The following is a 20,677-nucleotide window of genomic DNA, read 5'->3' on the forward strand; positions in this document are numbered from 1 at the left end:
AAAGCTTATTATCATAGAAGATTAGACGAGGGAAAAAACAAAATGAGTACTATTAATATTATTAGAAATAAACTTTTATCAAGAGTTTTTGCTGTGATAGAGAGAAAAACACCCTATGTCGATATGATGAAATATGCAGCATAAATAATGTTAATAACTTTAACTAAAGTTGCTTTTTTTAATCATAGAATACAGGCAGGTTCACGGGAATGACAGTTTCAGCGGAAACCCCGAGGCTAGCTCCTCGAGGAATTCTTTTTGATTAATTTTCTTTTGCTACCTCTAAAGCTGTTATTTTATATTCTAAGACAGAAAGTTCTTCTGCTTTTTCTATAATTTCATCTACCGTTAAATTAGACGTTGCATTTATATAGTTTAGAATCTCTTTACTTTTAAAAGTATAATAATTTAAAGTTTCTTCAATTTTGTCTTTGGTCTTTTCCATTTTGAAAATTTTTAATTTATTGAACAAGGTTTAACATTTCACTTCGATACTTAGAAGCAGATTTACCCGTAAATTCTTTAAATAATTTATTGAAGTGAGAAAAATTATTAAAACCACATTCGAAGCTAATATCTGCAATACTCATATTACTTTCAGATAATAATTTTGTGGCATGTACCACTCGATATTCATTTACTAGTTTGGTAAATGTTTTTAACGTTGTTTTCTTAAAAAATCTACAAAATGCAGGAACTGTCATACTTACCAAATCTGAAACTTCATCTAAAGAAATATGTCTGGTAAAATTTTCGTTGATATGCTTAAAAACCAAATCTATCTTTTCGTTATCTTGTGGTTTGGTTTCAAAAGCAAAACCATCTGCATTTAAAATTGTATAATCATCTGTTTCTGCCAACTCTTTTAAAATGTCTAAAAAAGATATAATTCTTTTGGCTCCGTCTAAATCTAACAATTCTTCGATCTTAGCTCCAATTCTTTTCTTTATTTCAATATTAAAACGAAGCCCTTTTTTGGCGCGTTCAAAAAGTTGATCTATCGCTACCATTTCTGGAATCTTAAAGAATTCAGCTCCTAAAAAATCTGGCTTAAATTGAATAAGTGTTTCAGAACCATTTGTTGTTAATCGATCCATAAAGCCCAAATGCGGTAAATTAGACCCAATTAATACCAATTGACTGTTGTTGAAATAACTAATATGATTGCCAATGTGTCTTTTTCCTTTTCCTTTATTTACATATACAATTTCTATTTCTGGATGAAAATGCCAGAAAGCTTTGTTCTTCTTTAAAAATTGAACATGTTTTTTAACTAACAAAGAACTACCAAAACTTGGTGTAATTTTTTCTAAGGTTGGTTTTGTTTTCATAAGGGAGCAAATTTTTAAACAAATTTACGATTCTAAAAAGTAATAAAATGTATAAAATTAACTTAATTGTATTCTATATTAACCTTACATTAATTTAACATATATTTATATGGTAATTTAGTACATATATTCATCAATTGTGATGTTTTTAGAACTCTAAATCTGGCATACATTTGTAGTGTTAATAATCATGATATGAAAGATATGAAAGATATGAAAACAACAATCAAAAAATGCTTAGTAGTAGTAATGATGTTAGGAACATTCATAAACTACGCAAATGGAACCAAGACCGCTATTGATGTAATAGACGGAAAAAGAGTAAAAGTTGAGTTTAAAATAGTGAAAAAAGGACAGACCTTATCTATTAAAGATGAAAACGGTATTGTAATGTATAGCCAAAAAATTGAAACTTCTGGCACCTATTCTAAAACATTCGATTTATCGAAATTAAAAAAAGGAAAATACACTACAGAATTAGAAAAAGATTATGAAATTCTTGTAAAATCTTTTAAAATTTTAGACGGACAAATTTATTTTGAAGGTGAAAAAAAAATTTTTAAACCCGTAATTAGAACAGAAAACAATCTTGTTTTGATTTCTAAAATTGCTTTTAACAAAGAACCTTTAAAAGTAGCCTTATACTATAATGATGAAATTATTTTTTCTGAAACGGTAAAAGACTCAAAAGTGGTGGTAAACAGAGTTTATAAATTGTCTGAAGAAGAAAAAGGTGACTATAGAGTTGTCATTAATAGCGATAACAGAACCTATACAAAAGATTTTAAGATCTAAACAATTAGTTAATTGTTCATCAAATTACTGCTATAATTTGATGGAAAAGCGAGCCTTTTAAGGCTCGCTTTTTTTATGAATTTCTTCCTGGAAAAATTGGTTTTCTTTTTTCTAAAAAAGCTGTGGTACCTTCCTTAAAATCTTCTGTACCAAAACAATCCCCAAACGCCTCTATTTCTATATCGAAGCCTTTTATACCGTCTTGAAAATTAGCATTTACCGCAGTAATTGCAGCACTAATAGCTACAGAAGAATTTCTAGCAATCTTACCTGCTAGTTTTTCTGCCAATGGTAAAAGTTCTTCTTGTGAAGTTATATGGTTTACCAAACCAGCATGTTTAGCATCTTCCGCAGTAATCATTCCAGCAGTCATAATCATTTCCATCGCTTTTCCTTTACCAACCAATTGTGGCAAACGCTGTGTGCCCCCATACCCAGGAATAACACCTAATGAAACTTCTGGCAAACCCATTTTTGCATTGTCTGATGCTATTCTAAAGTGACACGCCATTGCCAATTCTAAACCACCTCCTAAAGCAAAACCATTGATGGCTGCAATCACAGGAGTTGATAAATTCTCTACAAAATCAAACAAGATTTCTTGACCTGCTTTTGCTAAACGTGCTCCTTCTTCCACAGAAAAATGTGCAAATTCAGAAATATCTGCACCCGCAACAAAAGCTTTGTCTCCACTTCCTATAATAATAATTGTTTTGATATCGCTATCGTCTTCCAAAGCCTTAAAAGCATCATGCAATTCTTCTATGGTGGCTTTGTTTAAAGCATTTAATTTTTTGGGTCTGTTAATTGTTATTTGTGCCAAGGCACTATTTTTTTCAACTAAAATATTTTTAAAATTCATTTTTATGGTTTTTAGATTCTTTTTTGGAATCAAATTCAGTATTCATTTTAAGAATAATAACTTTTATTTTTTTGGTAAAATTACGGTAAAAACCGTTCCAATGCCTACTTCTGAAGTAAAAGAAATGGTGCCATCGTAAGCTTCAATAATATTTTTTATCATTGGCAAACCCAATCCCATTCCGCTAGATTTTGTGGTAAATTTAGGTTCAAAAATTAAGTCTTTTACGTCTTTAGAGATTCCTTTTCCATTGTCTGAAACTATAATTTTTATCGCATCTTTTTCTGATAAAACATCCACTTCAATTAAAGGATTCTCTTCGTTTTCTGTAGCTTGTAATGCATTTTTAATCAAATTAGTTACAATTCTAATCAATTGCGTTTTGTCTAAAAAAGCATACAACTCTTTGTGTTTCGTTTGATATTTAACTGATTTTTCATTAAAAATATCTAATGCTAATTTTACCACACTAATAACCTCTATTTTTTCTTTTTTCTGTGTTGGCATTTTTGCAAAATCAGAAAATGCAGATGCAATAGAACTCATTACATCTATTTGCTGAATTAACGTTTCGCTATATTCTGCTAATTTTTCTTTAATATTAGGATCTTCTTCATTAAATTTCCGCTCAAAACTCTGCACGGTCAAACGCATAGGCGTTAAAGGGTTTTTAATTTCATGCGCTACCTGCTTTGCCATTTCTCTCCAAGCTTGTTCACGTTCGCTTTTTGCCAATTTAGCAGCACTTTCTTCTAGCTGATCTATCATATTATTATAGGCAGCAACTAAAACTTCAATTTCTGAGCTTGCTTTGTTCAAAATAATTTTTTCATTACGCTCGTTTAAACGCGTATGTTGCATTTTGTCTGAAATGGTTTTTATAGAACGTGTAATATAACTTGATAAGAAATAAGCAAAGGCAATTGCCAATAAAAACATCAAAACATACACCAAACTTAGTCTGTAAATAAACTCTCTAAGCTCGTGTTCAATTTCTGAATTGTCTTGTGTAAACTGCAACTCTAAAATTCCTATGCGTTTAAATTTAGGGTCATGTATGTATGAATAAGAAGTTTGATAACTAGTGCCATCTATTTCTTTATTTTTTAGAATTCTATGGTTAGAATTTTGTGCCAATTCAGAAACAATATAATCTGTTAGTGGTGTATTATCTAACTTTTCAAAAGCACTCCCTATAGAGGTTTTTAAAAGCCTCCCTTCTAAGTTATAAATCGTAATGTTTAACTTGTTAATAGAAGAAATTTCATAAATACGATTTTGGAAAATTTTAGGTAAATTTTCTGTATTTACTGCGTAGGTAGTTTTATTGGTAAGTTCTAATTCAATTGTTTTTTGAGCAATGGCTTCTTTCCGTTCAAAACGTTGAATGTTATAATCTTTTGTCTGCTCATCATATTGATAAACTGTAACTACCAATATTAAAATTGATGCCGAAAGCACCAATAATATCATAGATAAAAAAATACGAATTCTTAATGAGATATTTTTAAAACGCATCAAAATTAGGGTATTTTAAGATTATAGATTGCATCATTGATTTCAATTTTTAAACTACCAAGATAACCAATTAAAAAAGGCACTACAAAAACTCTAATGACTTTTAACTTTATTTATGAGTTCTTCTTAGTACTATTTGTATTTCAATTTTAATCTTATTAAAATTAAAGTTGATATCGCAGTAATTGTATTGGCAACAATCATAGGTAAACTATTTAAATAGAAACCGTAGACAGTCCATAGAGAAACTCCTATAAAAAAAGCAATGTACATGGTTAAAGACAATGCTTTTGTGTCTTTAGATTTCCAAGTTTTATACACTTGTGGTAAGAACGATGCTGTTGTAATAATAGCTGCGAACATTCCTAAAACTTCGTAAATATTCATATTCTTTTTTCTTTTTTATAAGACTCCTAACTCACAAATTATGGATTCCTACCAAAGTTTATCTTGATTGATAGGCGAAAAACAGGAATGACAAATCTGAATAAAGTGCTCATCAGAACCACGTTAATACCAAAAACACACAGTGTGTGCTAGCCGACTATGTTGACAATCTTTCCAGGAACAATGATTACTTTTTTAGGTGTTGCACCCTCTAACTGAGCAATTGTTTTTTCATGCTCTAAAACTGCTTTTTCTATTTCTTCTGTCGATAAATCTAAAGGAAGCTCTAAAGTAAAACGCATTTTCCCGTTAAAAGAAATTGGATAGTTTTTTGAACTTTCTACCAAATGCTTCGCCTCAAAAACTGGAAAAGGAGCTGTTGAAATACTTTCTTTATGACCTAATTTGCTCCATAATTCTTCAGAAATATGTGGTGCATAAGGTGATAATAAAACCAATAAGGGTTCTAAAATTTCTTTTTTATTACATTTTAAAACGGTTAACTCATTTACAGCAATCATAAATGTAGAAACAGACGTATTAAAAGAAAAATTCTCAATATCTTCTTGTACTTTTTTGATGGTTTTATGAAGTGTCTTCAATTCCTCTTTTGTTGCTTTTTCTTCGGAAACTTCAAAAGTTTCATCTTTAAAGTATAATTTCCATAATTTTTTTAAGAAAGAATACACTCCAGAAATACCTGATGTTTTCCAAGGTTTTGCTTGCTCTAAGGGTCCTAAAAACATTTCGAACAAACGCAATGCATCTGCACCGTATTCCTTCACAATATCATCTGGATTTACAACATTGTATTTAGACTTAGACATTTTTTCTACTTCTCTACCTACTTTGAAAACGCCTTCTTCTAAAATAAATACTGCGTTTTTGTATGCTGCGTTTAAAGGATGATTTTTAAAACCATCAATATCTAATTCGTCTGAAGCATTTATCAAAGAAACATCTGCATGTATAGGATTATTGGCAACCATTACCAAACTTTCATCATTAGGATTTAAAAACTTATGATCTAACAGGTAATTTTTAACGACAGTTTCAAACTCCTCATCTGAAGTAAATAAGTTTTTAGAAACAAAAACTGTTGGAATTTTCTCCGCAACATCATCATTCGACTTTTCTATATTGCAACCATTTCTTACAAAAGAAGTTGCTTTATAAACAAATGCAGAAGTTCCCAAAATCATTCCTTGATTGATTAGTTTTTTCGCGAACTCATCTACAGGCACAATTCCTTTATCGAACAAGAATTTCTGCCAAAAACGCGCGTATAATAAATGCCCTGTTGCATGTTCTGAACCACCAATATATACATCTACTTGTTTCCAATAATCAAGCGATTCTTTGCTTGCAAATTCTTCTGAATTGGTAGCGTCCATATATCTGTTAAAATACCAAGAACTTCCTGCCCAACCAGGCATGGTGTTTAATTCCAACGGATACACCGTTTTGTTTTTCAACTTTTCATTCGAAACCACTTTCTTTGCACGAGCATCCCAAGCCCATTCAGTTGCGTTTCCTAAAGGTGGTTTTCCATCTTCGGTTGGCAAGTATTTTTCAACTTCAGGTAAGACGATTGGCAAGTGTTTTGCATCGATCATTTGTGGCATTCCGTCTTTATAATACACCGGAAAAGGTTCTCCCCAATAACGTTGTCTGCTAAAAACAGCATCACGCAAACGGTAGTTTACTTTTCCGTATCCAAAACCACGTTTTTCTAGTTCAAAAATGGCAAGTTTTAAAGCTTTTTTATACTTTAATCCTGATAAAAAGTCTGAATTTGCAATTTTAGTTCCATCTTTATCGGTGTGTGCTACTTCAGAAATATCTACACCTTCAAAAATATTAGGAATTGGAATGTTAAAGTGTTTTGCAAAATCATAATCACGCTGATCACCACAAGGAACTGCCATGACTGCGCCTGTACCGTAACCTGCTAACACGTAATCTCCAATCCAAATTGGAACCTTTTCACCAGAAAAAGGATGCATTGCAAACGCCCCTGTAAATGCACCAGAAATGGTTTTTACATCTGCCATTCTATCACGTTCAGAACGTTTTGCGGTTGCTTTTATATACGCCTCAACATCAGATTTTTGAGCTTCTGTTGTAATTTTAGCGACCAACTCATGTTCTGGCGCGAGTGTCATAAATGAAACTCCATAAATGGTATCTGGTCTGGTTGTGAAAACATCAATATAATTCCTATCCCTGACTCCCTTTCCAGAGGAAAGGGACACTGTTGGAGTAGCTTGTTTGTGGCTTATGTTTGTCTTTTTTTCTTTTATATTCTCTTCTTTTTCTTGACTTTCTTTTATTTTTTCTTCTAATTTTTGAAGATTAAAAAATTGATTATTTAATTCAGTTTCAATTTTTGATATTACCCCATCAATATTACCAATAACTTCTTCATTTTTAAATCTAATTACTTTAAAACCACTTTTTTGCTCTAATTCTAAAGTTCTTGCTTCATCTTTTTCTAATTGATAATCATGAATTTTACCATCCACTTCTATAATTAACTTTTTTGTTAAACATACAAAATCAACAATAAAATCATTAATTAAATGTTGCTGCCTAAATTTAGATTTAAGCTTTTTTCCTTTTAAATATTTCCATAGAATAGCTTCTGCTGGAGTTGGATTCGCTCTCATTTCTTTTGCTTTCTCCAGCAATAAATAAGAATTTGTTCCACCAGTCATATAACAAGGCGTTTTTTTAGAATCCGAATTTGCTTCCTTTCCTTCGCAAAGGGTTGGGGATAGGATCTCAAAAGAAACCATGGCACCTTGACTTCTCCCAATCCAATTTCTTTGTGAATCTTTTAAAGGCTGTGGCCAATCAATAGTTTCTAATCCGTCTAACAAACGCTGTGCATATGCAGAAATTCGCATAGACCATTGTGTCATTTTTTTTCTAACAACAGGATGACTTCCTCTTTCTGAAAGCCCGTTTACAATTTCGTCATTTGCTAAAACGGTTCCTAAAGCAGGACACCAATTTACTTCGGTATCAGACAAAAATGTGAGTCTGTATTGTAATAAAATTTCTTCTTGTGCTGTTTTTGAAAATGCTTTCCATTCTTCCGCAGAAAAAGAAGTGATCTCTTCGTCACAAACTGCATTTACTTTAGAATTTCCCGCTGTTTTAAAGATTTTTTCTAAAGTTGAAATATCTTCGGCTTTGTCAGTATCTTTATTATACCAAGAATTAAACAACTGGATAAAAATCCATTGTGTCCATTTGTAATATTTCGGATTTGAAGTTCTTACTTCACGAGACCAATCAAAAGAAAAACCAATTTGATCTAATTGTCTTCTGTATGTTTTTATATTTTCTTCTGTTGTTTTTGCAGGATGCTGACCTGTTTGAATGGCATATTGTTCAGCAGGCAAACCAAAAGAATCATATCCTTGTGGATGCAACACATTAAAGCCTTTATGACGCTTGTAACGCGCATAAATATCACTTGCAATATAACCTAAAGGATGCCCAACATGCAAACCTGCTCCTGATGGATAAGGAAACATGTCTAACACATAATATTTAGGCTTATCAGAATGATTACTGGCTTTAAATGTTTGGTTTTTTGCCCAAAACTCTTGCCAATTTTTTTCTATTTCTTGATGATGATACTGCATTGTAACTTCTTTATTTAAGCGGCAAATTTACGTTTATTCTACAAAAGAGTACAATTTGTAAACTGCTAAATTTTTTCAAAAAAAAACCGCAAACAAAGTTTACAGTCCTTTAAAATTAATTTCGTAAAAAAGTATTAATCTTCTTTACTTTTAATGGTAATTGGAACAGAGACTATTGTATTTGCCCAACCCATTTTTAGTGTCATGTCTTTATCAAACATCATTGAAAATTCTTCTATGTTCTTATCTGATTTAGAAACTGTACCATTCACTCTTATTACATCTTCTGCTTCTTTGTAAGAATAATGCCCCCAAACATTGCGCGCTGAGTTTAAAATTACAGTCCAATCTCCGTTTAAAAAAGGAATCGTAAACAAAGAATACGTTCCTGCTTTGACATCTTTTCCTCCAAAAATTACATCTTTGTAAAATGTAATTTCCGCAGCTTCATTGGCACCAGTTCTCCACACTTTTCCTACGGGCGCTAATTTATCTAAAGATCTTCCTTTTAGTTGAGGACGACTGTAAACGACCTTTAAAACTTTATTTGCATCTCTCCAATTATCTGGAAATGTTGAGGCATCTAAAGGACTTACATCCATTTTTGGCCATTTTTGAGCGTTTACTTCTGAGATACTAATTAATGATATTGCAAAAATTGCAACTAATACTATTGATTTTTTCATCTGTTATTTGTTTTGTATAAAGTCATTCAAAAATAGAAATCATTACAAAAAAAGGATACTAATTTTCTGTTAAGTTTTAGTGACAACCACAATCGGTACCACAACCTCCTTTTTTCTTTGGAGGAAATACATATTTCTTCACTAGAAAAAATAGGGCAATTACTACGAACAAATAAACTAGAATTTCTTGCATTAGCTTAAAATTTGATAGACAATAAATGATGAAACATAGGCTAATAATGCCATTCCAAACAATTGAATTAATGGCCATTTCCAAGTTTTAGTTTCTCTTTTTACAATGGCTAAAGTTGCCATACATTGCATTGCAAAAGCATAAAACACCATTAAAGACATACCCACAGGAAAATTAAATAATTTACCACCTGTTTCATTTACTTCAGAAGACATTTTTTCTTTTATAGTTGCAGTATCTTCATCATTGGCTTCTACACTATAAATGGTTGCTAAGGTTCCTACAAACACTTCACGTGCCGCAAAAGAGGTGATTAGTGCAATTCCTATTTTCCAATCGTACCCCAATGGCTTAATCGCTGGCTCAATGGCTTTTCCCATGATACCAATATAAGAATTTTCTAATTTAACTGAGGCTATTTTTTGTTGTAATTCTTGGTCAGATAAACTGCTGTTTTCAGGATTTTCAATCGTATTCGCCGCAGCATTTTTAAAAGATTCTGGTCCGTTTGAAGCCAAAAACCATAAAATGATTGACAATGCTAAGATTATTTTCCCTGCTCCGAATACAAATGCTTTTGTTTTTTCTACAACATCAAAAAAGACATTTTTAAGAGACGGAAGCTTATAATTGGGCATTTCTATCACAAAAAACGATTTTGATTTTATTTTTAAGGTCTTATGAAGTATATAAGCCGCTAAAATAGCTGTGATAAATCCTAATGCATATAGTGATAACAACACCAAGCCTTGAAGATTTAAAAATCCGAAGATTTTTTTATTCGGAATAATCAAAGCAATTAAAATAGCATACACAGGCAATCGTGCAGAGCAGGTTGTAAAGGGTGTTACTAAAATGGTAATTAAACGTTCTTTCCAACTAGAAATGGTTCTGGTTGCCATAATTGCAGGTATTGCACACGCTGTTCCTGAAATTAACGGAATAATGCTTTTCCCATTCATCCCAAAACGTCTCATAATTTTATCCATTAAAAAAACAACACGACTCATATACCCTGTTTCTTCTAAAACGGCTATAAATAAGAATAGAATGGCTATTTGTGGAATAAAAATAATAACACCACCAATTCCTGGAATAATGCCTTCTGCTAACAAGTCTGTAAAAACTCCTGGTGCTAGCTTCCCTCTTATAAAATTAGATAATTCTGCAAAAATTCCATCAATAAAGTCCATGGGTACGGTTGCCAAATCAAATACAGATTGAAAAATTACGAGTAAAATCAAAAAGAAAATTGCATACCCAAAAATTTTATGCGTAAAGATTTTATCTAATCTACTTCTAACATCTGTGGCTTTTGACTTATCTATTAGATAGGTTTTTTTAAGAATTTTATTAATTTCTTGGTACCGATAAATGGTCTCTTTATGTTGGTATTTCTTTAACTTAGAAACATCTTGTTTAAAAGCTAAAAGTTTGTCTTTTTCTTCTTTGCTAACAGAGGCTGGATAATTATTTTGAGTCACCATCAACCACAATTCATACAAAGAATAATTTGGACTGATTTCTTTTAGTTTTGCAAAATAATCTGGATCTATCTTATGGTCTATTCCACATAAAGGCGCTGCTTTTGCAGCAACATGACAACGTATTATGGCTGCTTTTACTTTGTTAATTCCTTGATTTTTTCTTGCGCTAATTAAAACAACTTCTGTATTTAACTCTTTTTCTAATGCAGATAAGTCTATAGAAATTCCTTTTTTAGTCATTTGGTCTACCATATTAATAGCCAAAACGGTCGGGATTTCTAAATCTTTAATTTGCGAAAAAAGCAGTAAATTTCTTTTTAAATTTTCTACATCTGCAACTACTAAAATTACATCTGGAGATTCTTTAATATCTTTTTTTAATAAGGTTTTTAATACAATACTTTCATCTATAGAAGTTGGGTTGATACTATAGGTTCCTGGTAAATCTGTAATGGTTGCGTTTTGAGTTGTAGATAATCTACTGGTACCTTCTTTCTTGTCTACCGTAACGCCTGGATAATTTCCAACTTTTTGGTTTAGCCCTGTAAGTTGATTGAATAGTGAAGTTTTTCCAGTATTAGGGTTTCCGATTAAAGCAACTTTTATATTGTGTTTAGACATTATAAATTTGCTTTTAAGATTTTTATTTTAAACGCGGTTTCTTTTCTAATTGCCAAATGACTTCCATTTACACAAATATATAAAGGGTCTTTTAGCGGCGCAATCTGCACCAATTCTACTTCAGCACCAGGTAAACAGCCCATTTCTAATAGTTTTAAAGGAATAAAATCTAAAGATTCTTCAGAAATATATCCCATTTCACCAATATGTAAAGATGCAATTGTGCTCAACGTTTTTTATTTGGAAAGCAAAGATAACCATTTAGAATGATTCTAAACAAGTTATTTAGAAGCATATTCTTCCTTTAACAAAATAATGTCTTTTTTCAATTTTTTCATGTCTTCTTTTTCTGTACCATCATAATAGCCACGAATTTGTCTTTGCTTGTCAACTAGCACAAATTGTTCTGTATGAATAAAATCATTTTCTCCACCATCACCCTCATCTAAAACTGCGAAGTAACTTTTTCTAGCCAATTCATAGATGTGTTTTTTAGATCCTGTGGTTACGTTCCATTTGCCATTAATCACGCCTTTTCTATCTGCATATTCTTTTAAAACAGATATACTATCTATAGTTGGAGTTACAGAATGAGAGAGAAACATAATATCTACATCATTTTTATAAAAATCTTGCAATTCGCTCATATTATAAGCCATCGCTATACAAATTGTTTGGCAACGTGTAAAAAAGAAATCTGCGATGTAAATTTTATCTTGGTAGTTTTTATTGGTAATTATTTCTCCGTTTTGATTTGTTAATTTAAAATCTGCAACTGTATGATCTTTCTGAATATGCAACATGCTATTGTCTACCAATCTAGGATTTACATCTATAGGATTGTATACTTTCAATTTTTTATCAACCTTTAATAAATGATAAAATACAGGAATGACAACTAATGAAAATACTCCTAAAAAAATAAGTGTGGGAATCGATTTTTTAAAAAATTGAATGTCCATAGGAACTGGTTTATACTTGCAAATTTACGACTTAAAATCACCTTAAAAAAGCAACGGAAACCAATACCTATCTAAAATCTTTGTTAAAAAAAATGCAACGCCTAATAATTCTTTTAGAACTCTATTGAAAACCGTACATTTGTTCGTTTTTTAATTATGATTTAACGCTGAATGGAAATATTAATAAAAGCATCTCAATTTATTTTAAGTTTATCTTTACTAATTGTGTTGCACGAATTAGGGCATTTTATCCCTGCAAAATTGTTTAAAACAAGAGTAGAAAAATTCTACTTGTTCTTCGATTATAAATTTTCAATTTTTAAGAAAAAAATTGGCGAAACTGTTTATGGTATTGGCTGGATTCCTTTAGGAGGTTACGTAAAAATCTCTGGAATGATCGACGAAAGTATGGATACTGAGCAAATGGCTTTACCTCCACAGCCTTGGGAATTTAGATCTAAACCCGCGTGGCAACGTCTAATAATTATGTTAGGTGGTGTTTTTGTAAACTTTGTTTTAGGAATTTTTATCTACATTATGTTAATGTGGGCGTACGGTGAAAAGTATTTACCAAATGAAAACGTAACAGATGGTATTTGGGTAGAAAATAAATTAGCCGAAAATTTAGGTTTACAAACTGGTGACAAAATTTTAACTGTAGACGGACAAAAAATAAAAAAATTTCGTGGTTTATCTTTAGAATTTATCAATGGTAATACTTACCAAATTGAAAGAAACGGTGAGGTTCTAGATAAAGAGATTCCTGAAGATTTTATCTCTCAATTGATGGATCGAGGTAAAGATGCTGGTCCGTTTTTGTATCCAAGATATCCTTTTGCAGTTTCTGGTATTTCTGAAGATTCACCAAATTTAGATGCTGATTTAAAAAAGAAAGATATTATTGTTGCCATCAATGGAAATGCTATAAAGTATTTTGATGAAGCGCAAACGGAGCTCAACAAATATAAAAATCAAGAAATTACAGTTACTGTAAAAAGAGGCACTGAAACAAAAGAGGTTCCTGTAAAGGTTACCAATGATGGTAAATTAGGTGTTGGTTTGGGCACACTTTCATTTAAGGATTTAGAAAGACTCGGGTATTATAAGTTAGCAAATTTTGAGTATAGTTTTGCAGAAGCGATTCCTGCCGGATGGAACAAATCATGGAAAACACTAACAGATTACGTAAAACAATTAAAGAAGATTTTTAATCCAAATACTGGAGCCTATAAAGGTTTGGGTGGTTTTATTTCTATTGGAAGTATTTTTCCTGCTGAATGGAGCGCACAATCTTTTTGGGAAATCACTGCATTTTTATCTATTATGCTAGGTTTTATGAACTTGTTACCAATACCTGCTTTAGATGGTGGACATGTTGTGTTTACACTGTGGGAAATGATTACTGGTAAAAAACCTGGAGATAAATTCTTAGAGTATGCACAAGTAGTTGGCTTTATTTTATTAATTGCTTTATTACTCTTTGCAAACGGAAATGATATTTTTAGACTTTTTAAATGATAATTTAAAAATCTAAACGATAAAAAAAGCCTCACAATTAGTAATTGTGAGGCTTTTTTTTAGATTCTTACAGATCGGTTTATAAAAGAAACCCAAGTATATTGTGCATTGCATTTATCACATGCATATCCTTTTGTTCCAGGTATTAATCTTGTAAGTCCTCTTCTTCTCATTCTGTGCCGTGACACAGATTTACATCTTGGACACGCTTTCATAATAAAATATTTGTTTAGACGTCCGCAATATAATTAAAATCAACCATTTATATATACGTATAACTACGTATTTTTAATATTATTAAATTGATTGGTTTTAGTAATGGCTTGTTCATTTTTCCAATCAATCCATTTTTGCCCTTTTATTTTACGCATGATAGTATCTATCGTACGCATTACAAAAATATTGTAAATTGCTTTAGATAGGTTTTTCGGTTTTCTAGCAATAGCTCTTAAACTCATAGAAAAACCAGGCGTTATGTATTTCATATAGTGCCAATACCCTTCTGGCATATATAAAACCTGCCCGTGTTCTAAATTTGTCTTATAGCCTTTGGCTTTTTTCAAGGCGGGCCATTTCTTAAAATCTGGATTAGAAAAATCTATATCTTCTCTAGTAATTAAAGAATGTGGAATTTTATAGAGATATTTATTTTGTTGTTGATCAAACAAAATGATTTCTTTCTTTCCTTCAAAATGAAAATGAAAAATATTTGCAAAATCAATATCATGATGCATAAAGGTGTAGGAATCTGTTCCTCCAAAAAATAGCATTGGCAAGCCTTTCATTAAACGCAGACCAAAATCTGGAAAGGTAAAATCTTTCTGCAAAATAGGTACTTCTTTTAAAACATTCCATAAAAAAATTCTAAATTTAGTCGGCTTACTTTTTAGTAAATCTATATATTCAGACATTTTCATTTTGGCGTGTGGTTCATTAAAACCATCTTTAAAGTCTACTGGTCTATCGTCATACAAAGGCACTACTTTATCGCCTGCAACTTTTTTTATATATGCCAAGTTCCATTTAGAATAGGCTGGCCAGTCTTCTATAAATCGTTTAATAACCACAGGTTTTTGCGGTTTAAAATAGTTTTTTATAAAATCTTCTTTGCTGATTGTTTCTACACAATCTATTTGAGATAAATTTAAAGGCATGCTAAAAATAATTAAGGAGCAAAGTTAAGGAATTGTAAGTGAATTGTTTCCTTAAAAGAAAAACCATCATTCAGCGAAAAAATTGAATGATGGCTATAGTTTGAGGTTTTAAATCTTATTTTTTAGAAGAATCTTGGTCTTTCGTTTCGATCATGTTTGTTGTTTCTATATCTGTAAGCTTTTTTCCTTTTAAGTAACTTGGCAATTCCATTCCAGCCATATTAAACATCTCTTGTAAAGGTGGTACCACTTTATACATTCCGAAAATAAAATTAGAAGTAACTGTTTTTCCATCTTTTCCACCACCATTTTCCCAAACAGTAACTTTATCAATCTTAATATTTTTAATTCCTTCCGCTTGTATTTTAACCAATCCTGGTAATTTATCTGCAATTAACTATACAAGGGGAGTTTAAACCCCTTGTTAAAAATTATAACGCAAACCAAATAAAATACTACTTGGTGGCATTGGTACAAAACCAGACTCTATATAATCTGCATTAAAAATATTATTTGCAGTAATTGTAAAATTAAAAGCATTAAAATCTACAATTACAGAAGCGTCCCAAACATTATAACTTGTCCCCACGGAACGTTCTGCATGTTTGTAAATAATATTTTGTTTTACGTTTTTAAATAATTGAGAACTAAAACGTGTGATGAATTGATGTTTTAAAGTATTTAAATTATAACGAGACAAATCTTTATTCTGATCTAAAATATCATCGTCTAAAAAATTATAACCGATTGCTAACGTTTGATTATACGTATTTAATTTAAATCGATAATCTGCATTTATCTCAAACCCTTTTGTATTTACCTCTGCAATATTTGTTGCGGTATATTTCGACGCTCCTGTATCTGGACGAATAAAATCAATTAAATTAGTAGCGTCTCTATTAAAAACTGCGATAGAAGATGAAAATTTTCCTGCGTTGTATTTCAAACCTATTTCTTGTGCAAAGGCCTCTTCTGGCTTTAAATTAGGATTCCCAATGGTACTTCTGTCATTATAATATAAATCTGTATAGGTTGGTATTCTATAGGTAATTCCTAAATTTCCATAGGCTTTCAAATTATCTGATAATTTAAAACCAATATCTAACCCTGGAAATGCATGAAATTTAAAGTCAGAAAAATAAGTAACTGCAACTCCTGGTGTAATATCTATTTGACCATCGGCAAATTTAAAACGGTGCTCTAAAAACATGTTTGCCATGATACGATCTCGTTTCCCTAAGTTATTACTACTTATTGAAACCCGAGAGATATCTACTCCAAAACCTGTAATTCCTGCGTTAGAAGTGTACGAAGCATTTGCTTCTGCACCTACTTTATTGGTGATGTGTAAATTTCTAAAAAAACTAGGATCGTCTCTTTTCAGCAAAAAAATATCTTGTCCTCTTCTCCAATAAATTCTTGGTGTAATTTTAAATTTTTCAGTTTTAAATGTGGTTTGTACCCCTAATAAACTATTCTGAGTTTCTTCATATTCGTTAAAACCAAATGCTTCTGGTGTGTAGAAATTTTGCGCTCCAAATTTTCTATCAAAAAAAGTAGCCAAAACTTCTATCGGTTGTTTTCTCTTATTAAAGACTCCTTTTAAAAAATAGTTGTAATTATTATAATCAGAATTTTCTCTATACCCGTCTGAAGTTAAAGCACCAACATGTGCAATAATTGATGCGTTTTCAAACTCTTTTCCAAAAGTTACAGAACCGTTTAGTTGTCCGAAAGAACCAGCTTCAATATTTGCCGAAATCGTGTTATCTAGCTTCTTTTTAGTCACAATATTTATAGCTCCTGTAAAAGCATTTTGCCCAAAAACTCTTGCTGCAGGACCTTTTATAATTTCAATTCGCTCAATCACTTCAATTGGTAAAGCAGCATTCATGGTATGATGTCCTGTTTGAGAATCATCCATTTTAATGCCATCAATTAGTAGTAAAGTTTGATCAAAACCACCGCCTCTAATAAATAAATCTGCTTGACTGCCAGCAGTTCCTCTTCTTCGAATATCTACACCTGCAACTTGCTGTAATACATCTGCCACATTTGTTGCGGCACTATTTATAATTTCTTTTGAAGTGATAATATGTATGGTTCTAGAGTTTTCTTTAAACGGTAAATCTATTCTAGAAGAAGTAATAATAACTTCTTTTAAAGTGTCTCTTTTTACAGGTTTCACTTGTGCTTTTGCTTGAAAAGCAAAAAATAATATAGTAATAATTAAAGTAATTTTAATTTTCATGAGTAGTGATTTAAAAACGTTGCAAAAGTCGTAACTTTCCGGACGATTAAACTAGTCCAGTTTTAAAATGATAGATAGTCCGGTTCATACACTGTTTAAACAACTCATCGATTTCGATAAATCGATATCTCAACCTTTGTATATACAGGTTTCACAGCAAATTATAAATGCAATACAACGCAGATATTTAACCAAAGGCACCATGTTACCAGGAACTCGCGTGTTAGGTCAATTATTAAAAATTCATAGAAATACGGCTGTTGCTATTTACGAAGAGTTGGCGGCTCAAGGTTGGGTAGAAATACTACCAAATAAAGGCACATTTGTTTTAGATCCTGAACAAAAAAAATCAAAAATAAAAGCAACTTCACAAAAAATAAATCAGGCATATGTGTATGCTACAACCGCAGGTTTTCCTTTTCAAAAATCATTTCATTTGGCATCAACAGATCAGTTAACAAATGCTAAGTTTACTATTAACGACGGGAAACCAGATTTACGCTTACATCCTGTACATCAATTTACAAGATGGTACAGTGCTGCAATGAAACGAAAAACATTGATAAAAAAATGGAACAGACCTAACGAATTTTCATATTCATTATTTCAAACACAGCTATCTAATTATTTAAACGCAACCAGAGGTTTTCATATTAGACCCAATAACCTAATAAGTACGCGTAGTACAGAAATGAGTTTGTATATCGTGTCTCAATTATTAATAAAGCAAAACGATATTGTATTAGTAGGTCATTTAAGCAATTATGCATCTAATATGATTTTTCAACAAGCAGGTGCAACTATCAAAACAATTCCTGTAGATAAAAACGGTTTAGATCTTGAATATATAAAAAAGCATTTTGTAAAACGAAGTATACGCTGTGTGTATATATGCGCTCACAGAGATTATCCAACGGTAGTAACGTTAAGCGCAGAACGTCGTTTAGAGCTATTGCAATTGGCTGCAACATACGAATTTGCCATTATTGAAGATGATTACGATTACGATTTTCAGTTTGATGGTTCTGCAATGTTGCCTATGGCAAGTGCAGACGGGAATGGTATGGTTATTTATTTAGGAAAATTGGGGCAATCTTTATTTCCAAGTTATCAGACAGGTTTTGTAGTAGCGCCAGAAAATTTAATTTCTGAAGCAAAAAATTATTTACAGTTATTAGATAAACAAGGCGATTTAATACAAGAACAAATGTTGTCTGAATTGATTAGTGAAGGCGAAATTTATCGGCTGATGAAAAAAAACATTGTCATCTATAAACAAAGAAGAGATTGTTTGTGTGATCTTTTTACACAATATTTTACAGAAATTGCACAATGGAGAATACCTTCTGGTGGATTGGCTATTTGGATAGAGTTTCACCCTAAAATATCACTCGTAAAATTAGCAGAAGAAGCTGAAAAAAACGATTTATTTTTACCCAAAACCATTCTTTATCAAGATAAAAATACCTGTGCCATTCGTTTTGGTTTTGGGCATTTAAATGAAGAAGAAATAACCTCTGTAATAAAAAAACTAAAAAGTGCGTATCATAAGGTGCCTATATTATAGATTGAAGACTAATTTTATATTTTTGGAATTTTAGAAAATATATGTATAGATTTTTTTGGTAATGGCATCATAAAAAAAACGTTTATTAAAATTCAGATTCATTTTTTAGGTCTTTACTGTATCTTTACCTTCATATTTTTACATCAGTAAATTGTAATCATTTTTTTTGAATTTTATGGATAGTGTTTCAAACATAACTTACAAAATATTTTAAATCTTAAATATTAGATTTTTATGATTATTAATCAATATAAAACAATATGTCTACAAAAAACGAAAACCTTATTTTTTTTAATCCGAAACCTTCAACTATAGAAGGTGCTATTTTAATTGATACAGGAATTTCGGCCGGATTTCCTATTCCTGCGGAAGATTTTGATCAGAAAAGAGTTTCTTTAGACGAAGAATTAGTTCAAAATAAAGACAGTACTTTTTTTGCAAAAGTAAAGGGACAATCTATGATTAATGCTGGCTTAAATGATAACGATTTGTTAGTTATTGACAGAAGTTTAGAACCCACTGATAAAAAAATTGCCGTTTGTTATTTAGATGGAGAATTTACGGTAAAACGACTAAGAGTACAAAAAAATGAAGTTTGGTTGCAACCAGAAAATCCGAATTATCCAATTATAAAAATTACGGAAGAGAACGATTTTGTCATCTGGGGAATTGTAACAAACGTAATTAAAAAAGTATAAAATTATTATATTTGTCTTAATTGATAAGAAAATGAAACAAGTTAAATATTAAAATAAATACTATGGAAAACACTTTTGAAAACAGATTGTTATTAGCTGAAGCTACAGATCAAGTTCGTGTAGATTTTTACAAGAAAACATATGCGCACGTTGCTGGAGGAATTTTATTATTTATTTTTTTTGAATACATTTTGCTGCAAAGTGAAACCGTTGTAAATTTTATGATGTCTATGACACAAGGTTGGCGTTGGTTGGTGATGTTGGGTGGTTTTATGTTTATTACCAGTTATGCAGAAAGTACGGCTTTAAAAACTGCGGATAAAAACAAACAATACTTAGCGTATGCAATTTATATTTTTGCAGAAGCAATCATATTTGTGCCGCTTTTAGCAATTGCCATTTTTTATACGGATGGTCCTGCCTTATTACAGCAAGCTTCTATTGTTACTTTGGCTTTATTTGTTGGTATCTCTTCGGTTGTTTTTATTACTAAAAAAAATTTTTCATTTATAAAAGCAGGCTTAACCGTTGGCTTTTTTATTGCCATGGGTTTAATTGTTGCAGGCGCTTTGTTTGGTTTCGATTTAGGGTTGTGGTTTTCGGTAGGTATGTGTGTTTTGGCTGGTGGTGCAATCTTGTACCAAACTTCTAACTTGGTAAACAAATTCGGAACGGAAGATTATATTCCTGCAGCTTTGGGTTTATTTGCTTCATTAATGTTACTTTTTTGGTATGTATTGTCTATTTTTTCTAGAGATTAAGACAAGTTACATCATAATTTATGAGTATAAAGAATAATTTAAATTAGATGTAAAAAACTTCGATAAGCTCAGTTTGACACCCATAATCTTAATTGAAAAAAGAAAACCTTATTAAAATTACAAATATTCATAGATTCTAAATTCACAATCTAAAATAACAACTGTCAGTCTGAGCTTGTCGAAGACTATTTAACTACAAATAAATTTAAGGCACTCTGCTAAAAAGTTTA

At 31.2% G+C, this 20,677-nt stretch carries 17 protein-coding genes and 1 pseudogene; 5 read left to right on the plus strand and 13 right to left on the minus strand.

The features are described 5' to 3' along the window. Positions 1-262: 262 nt before the first annotated feature. Together Q0998_RS04260 and Q0998_RS04265 are read right to left on the minus strand one after the other, a co-directional pair. Positions 263-445 (minus strand): hypothetical protein, encoded by a 183-nt coding sequence (locus Q0998_RS04260; RefSeq protein ID WP_299666720.1) that lies wholly within the window; start codon positions 443-445, stop codon positions 263-265. A 16-nt stretch (positions 446-461) separates the two neighbouring features. Beyond that, a complete protein-coding gene (locus tag Q0998_RS04265; RefSeq protein ID WP_299666723.1) occupies positions 462-1,331 on the minus strand; it encodes an AraC family transcriptional regulator in 870 nt (289 codons plus the stop codon). Positions 1,332-1,526: 195 nt separating this feature from the next. Here Q0998_RS04265 and Q0998_RS04270 point away from each other — a divergent pair, with 195 nt between their 5' ends. Then, positions 1,527-2,126, plus strand: a complete 600-nt coding sequence (locus Q0998_RS04270) for a DUF3244 domain-containing protein (RefSeq protein ID WP_299666726.1) — start codon at positions 1,527-1,529, stop codon at positions 2,124-2,126. A 73-nt stretch (positions 2,127-2,199) separates the two neighbouring features. Here the strand turns inward: Q0998_RS04270 and Q0998_RS04275 are convergent, their stop codons facing one another. The 8 genes from Q0998_RS04275 to Q0998_RS04315 all read right to left on the minus strand — a co-directional run bounded on the left by Q0998_RS04275 (position 2,200) and on the right by Q0998_RS04315 (position 12,498). Continuing rightward, positions 2,200-2,988, minus strand: a complete 789-nt coding sequence (locus tag Q0998_RS04275; protein ID WP_299666729.1) for an enoyl-CoA hydratase-related protein — start codon at positions 2,986-2,988, stop codon at positions 2,200-2,202. A 63-nt stretch (positions 2,989-3,051) separates the two neighbouring features. Next, on the minus strand, positions 3,052-4,461 hold the full coding sequence (locus tag Q0998_RS04280) for a HAMP domain-containing sensor histidine kinase (protein ID WP_299667165.1): 1,410 nt from the start codon (positions 4,459-4,461) through the stop codon (positions 3,052-3,054). 177 nt (positions 4,462-4,638) lie between these two features. Further along, positions 4,639-4,893 carry a SemiSWEET family sugar transporter gene (locus Q0998_RS04285; protein WP_299666731.1) on the minus strand — a complete coding sequence of 85 codons (255 nt, stop codon included), beginning with the start codon at positions 4,891-4,893 and terminating at the stop codon, positions 4,639-4,641. Between the two features lie 149 nt (positions 4,894-5,042). Further along, positions 5,043-8,549, minus strand: coding sequence for a class I tRNA ligase family protein (locus tag Q0998_RS04290; RefSeq protein ID WP_299666733.1), 3,507 nt, complete (start codon positions 8,547-8,549; stop codon positions 5,043-5,045). A gap of 134 nt (positions 8,550-8,683) precedes the next feature. Beyond that, positions 8,684-9,235, minus strand: coding sequence for a DUF2911 domain-containing protein (locus Q0998_RS04295; protein ID WP_299666735.1), 552 nt, complete (start codon positions 9,233-9,235; stop codon positions 8,684-8,686). 192 nt (positions 9,236-9,427) lie between these two features. Beyond that, on the minus strand, positions 9,428-11,536 hold the full coding sequence (feoB, locus tag Q0998_RS04305) for a ferrous iron transport protein B (RefSeq protein ID WP_299666741.1): 2,109 nt from the start codon (positions 11,534-11,536) through the stop codon (positions 9,428-9,430). Next, the gene (locus Q0998_RS04310) at positions 11,536-11,766 is read right to left on the minus strand and encodes a FeoA family protein (RefSeq protein WP_299666743.1); all 231 of its coding nucleotides are present in this window, start codon (positions 11,764-11,766) and stop codon (positions 11,536-11,538) included. Before Q0998_RS04310 ends, feoB begins: the two co-directional genes overlap by 1 nt. Before the next feature lie 51 nt (positions 11,767-11,817). Continuing rightward, positions 11,818-12,498: an SCO family protein gene (locus Q0998_RS04315; protein WP_299666746.1), complete on the minus strand. Its 681-nt coding sequence runs from the start codon at positions 12,496-12,498 to the stop codon at positions 11,818-11,820. Between the two features lie 171 nt (positions 12,499-12,669). Here Q0998_RS04315 and rseP point away from each other — a divergent pair, with 171 nt between their 5' ends. Further along, entirely contained in the window at positions 12,670-14,016 is a 1,347-nt protein-coding gene (gene rseP, locus Q0998_RS04320) for an RIP metalloprotease RseP (RefSeq protein WP_299666748.1), read from the plus strand. Positions 14,017-14,294: 278 nt separating this feature from the next. On the opposite strand, the gene Q0998_RS04325 is transcribed toward rseP, so the two are convergent. The 3 genes and pseudogenes from Q0998_RS04325 to Q0998_RS04335 form a co-directional block, all read right to left on the minus strand. Next, positions 14,295-15,170, minus strand: coding sequence for a cupin-like domain-containing protein (locus tag Q0998_RS04325; RefSeq protein WP_299666750.1), 876 nt, complete (start codon positions 15,168-15,170; stop codon positions 14,295-14,297). A 115-nt stretch (positions 15,171-15,285) separates the two neighbouring features. Continuing rightward, positions 15,286-15,567 (minus strand): annotated as a pseudogene (locus Q0998_RS04330) (flotillin family protein); the annotation flags it as partial. Between the two features lie 27 nt (positions 15,568-15,594). Next, the gene (locus Q0998_RS04335) at positions 15,595-17,421 is read right to left on the minus strand and encodes a TonB-dependent siderophore receptor (RefSeq protein WP_299666752.1); all 1,827 of its coding nucleotides are present in this window, start codon (positions 17,419-17,421) and stop codon (positions 15,595-15,597) included. A gap of 67 nt (positions 17,422-17,488) precedes the next feature. Between Q0998_RS04335 and Q0998_RS04340 the strand changes: the two genes are divergently transcribed. The 3 genes from Q0998_RS04340 (at position 17,489) to Q0998_RS04350 (ending at position 20,447) form a co-directional block, all read left to right on the plus strand. Then, the gene (locus Q0998_RS04340) at positions 17,489-18,988 is read left to right on the plus strand and encodes a PLP-dependent aminotransferase family protein (RefSeq protein ID WP_299666754.1); all 1,500 of its coding nucleotides are present in this window, start codon (positions 17,489-17,491) and stop codon (positions 18,986-18,988) included. 260 nt (positions 18,989-19,248) lie between these two features. After that, positions 19,249-19,686 (plus strand): translesion error-prone DNA polymerase V autoproteolytic subunit, encoded by a 438-nt coding sequence (gene umuD / locus Q0998_RS04345; protein WP_299666756.1) that lies wholly within the window; start codon positions 19,249-19,251, stop codon positions 19,684-19,686. Positions 19,687-19,748: 62 nt separating this feature from the next. After that, a complete protein-coding gene (locus Q0998_RS04350) occupies positions 19,749-20,447 on the plus strand; it encodes a Bax inhibitor-1 family protein (RefSeq protein ID WP_299666758.1) in 699 nt (232 codons plus the stop codon). Positions 20,448-20,677 lie beyond the last annotated feature (230 nt).

Source organism: uncultured Polaribacter sp. (assembly GCF_947501385.1).
Classification (GTDB): domain Bacteria; phylum Bacteroidota; class Bacteroidia; order Flavobacteriales; family Flavobacteriaceae; genus Polaribacter.

Coding starts and splice junctions, on each gene's coding strand:
- Q0998_RS04260 (WP_299666720.1), bottom strand. CDS start 445: ATGGAAAAGACCAAAGACAAAATTGAAGAAACTTTAAATTATTATACT.
- Q0998_RS04265 (WP_299666723.1), bottom strand. CDS start 1,331: ATGAAAACAAAACCAACCTTAGAAAAAATTACACCAAGTTTTGGTAGT.
- Q0998_RS04270 (WP_299666726.1), top strand. CDS start 1,527: ATGAAAGATATGAAAGATATGAAAACAACAATCAAAAAATGCTTAGTA.
- Q0998_RS04275 (WP_299666729.1), bottom strand. CDS start 2,988: ATGAATTTTAAAAATATTTTAGTTGAAAAAAATAGTGCCTTGGCACAA.
- Q0998_RS04280 (WP_299667165.1), bottom strand. CDS start 4,461: ATGATATTATTGGTGCTTTCGGCATCAATTTTAATATTGGTAGTTACA.
- Q0998_RS04285 (WP_299666731.1), bottom strand. CDS start 4,893: ATGAATATTTACGAAGTTTTAGGAATGTTCGCAGCTATTATTACAACA.
- Q0998_RS04290 (WP_299666733.1), bottom strand. CDS start 8,549: ATGCAGTATCATCATCAAGAAATAGAAAAAAATTGGCAAGAGTTTTGG.
- Q0998_RS04295 (WP_299666735.1), bottom strand. CDS start 9,235: ATGAAAAAATCAATAGTATTAGTTGCAATTTTTGCAATATCATTAATT.
- feoB (WP_299666741.1), bottom strand. CDS start 11,536: ATGTCTAAACACAATATAAAAGTTGCTTTAATCGGAAACCCTAATACT.
- Q0998_RS04315 (WP_299666746.1), bottom strand. CDS start 12,498: ATGGACATTCAATTTTTTAAAAAATCGATTCCCACACTTATTTTTTTA.
- rseP (WP_299666748.1), top strand. CDS start 12,670: ATGGAAATATTAATAAAAGCATCTCAATTTATTTTAAGTTTATCTTTA.
- Q0998_RS04325 (WP_299666750.1), bottom strand. CDS start 15,170: ATGCCTTTAAATTTATCTCAAATAGATTGTGTAGAAACAATCAGCAAA.
- Q0998_RS04335 (WP_299666752.1), bottom strand. CDS start 17,421: ATGAAAATTAAAATTACTTTAATTATTACTATATTATTTTTTGCTTTT.
- Q0998_RS04340 (WP_299666754.1), top strand. CDS start 17,489: ATGATAGATAGTCCGGTTCATACACTGTTTAAACAACTCATCGATTTC.
- umuD (WP_299666756.1), top strand. CDS start 19,249: ATGTCTACAAAAAACGAAAACCTTATTTTTTTTAATCCGAAACCTTCA.
- Q0998_RS04350 (WP_299666758.1), top strand. CDS start 19,749: ATGGAAAACACTTTTGAAAACAGATTGTTATTAGCTGAAGCTACAGAT.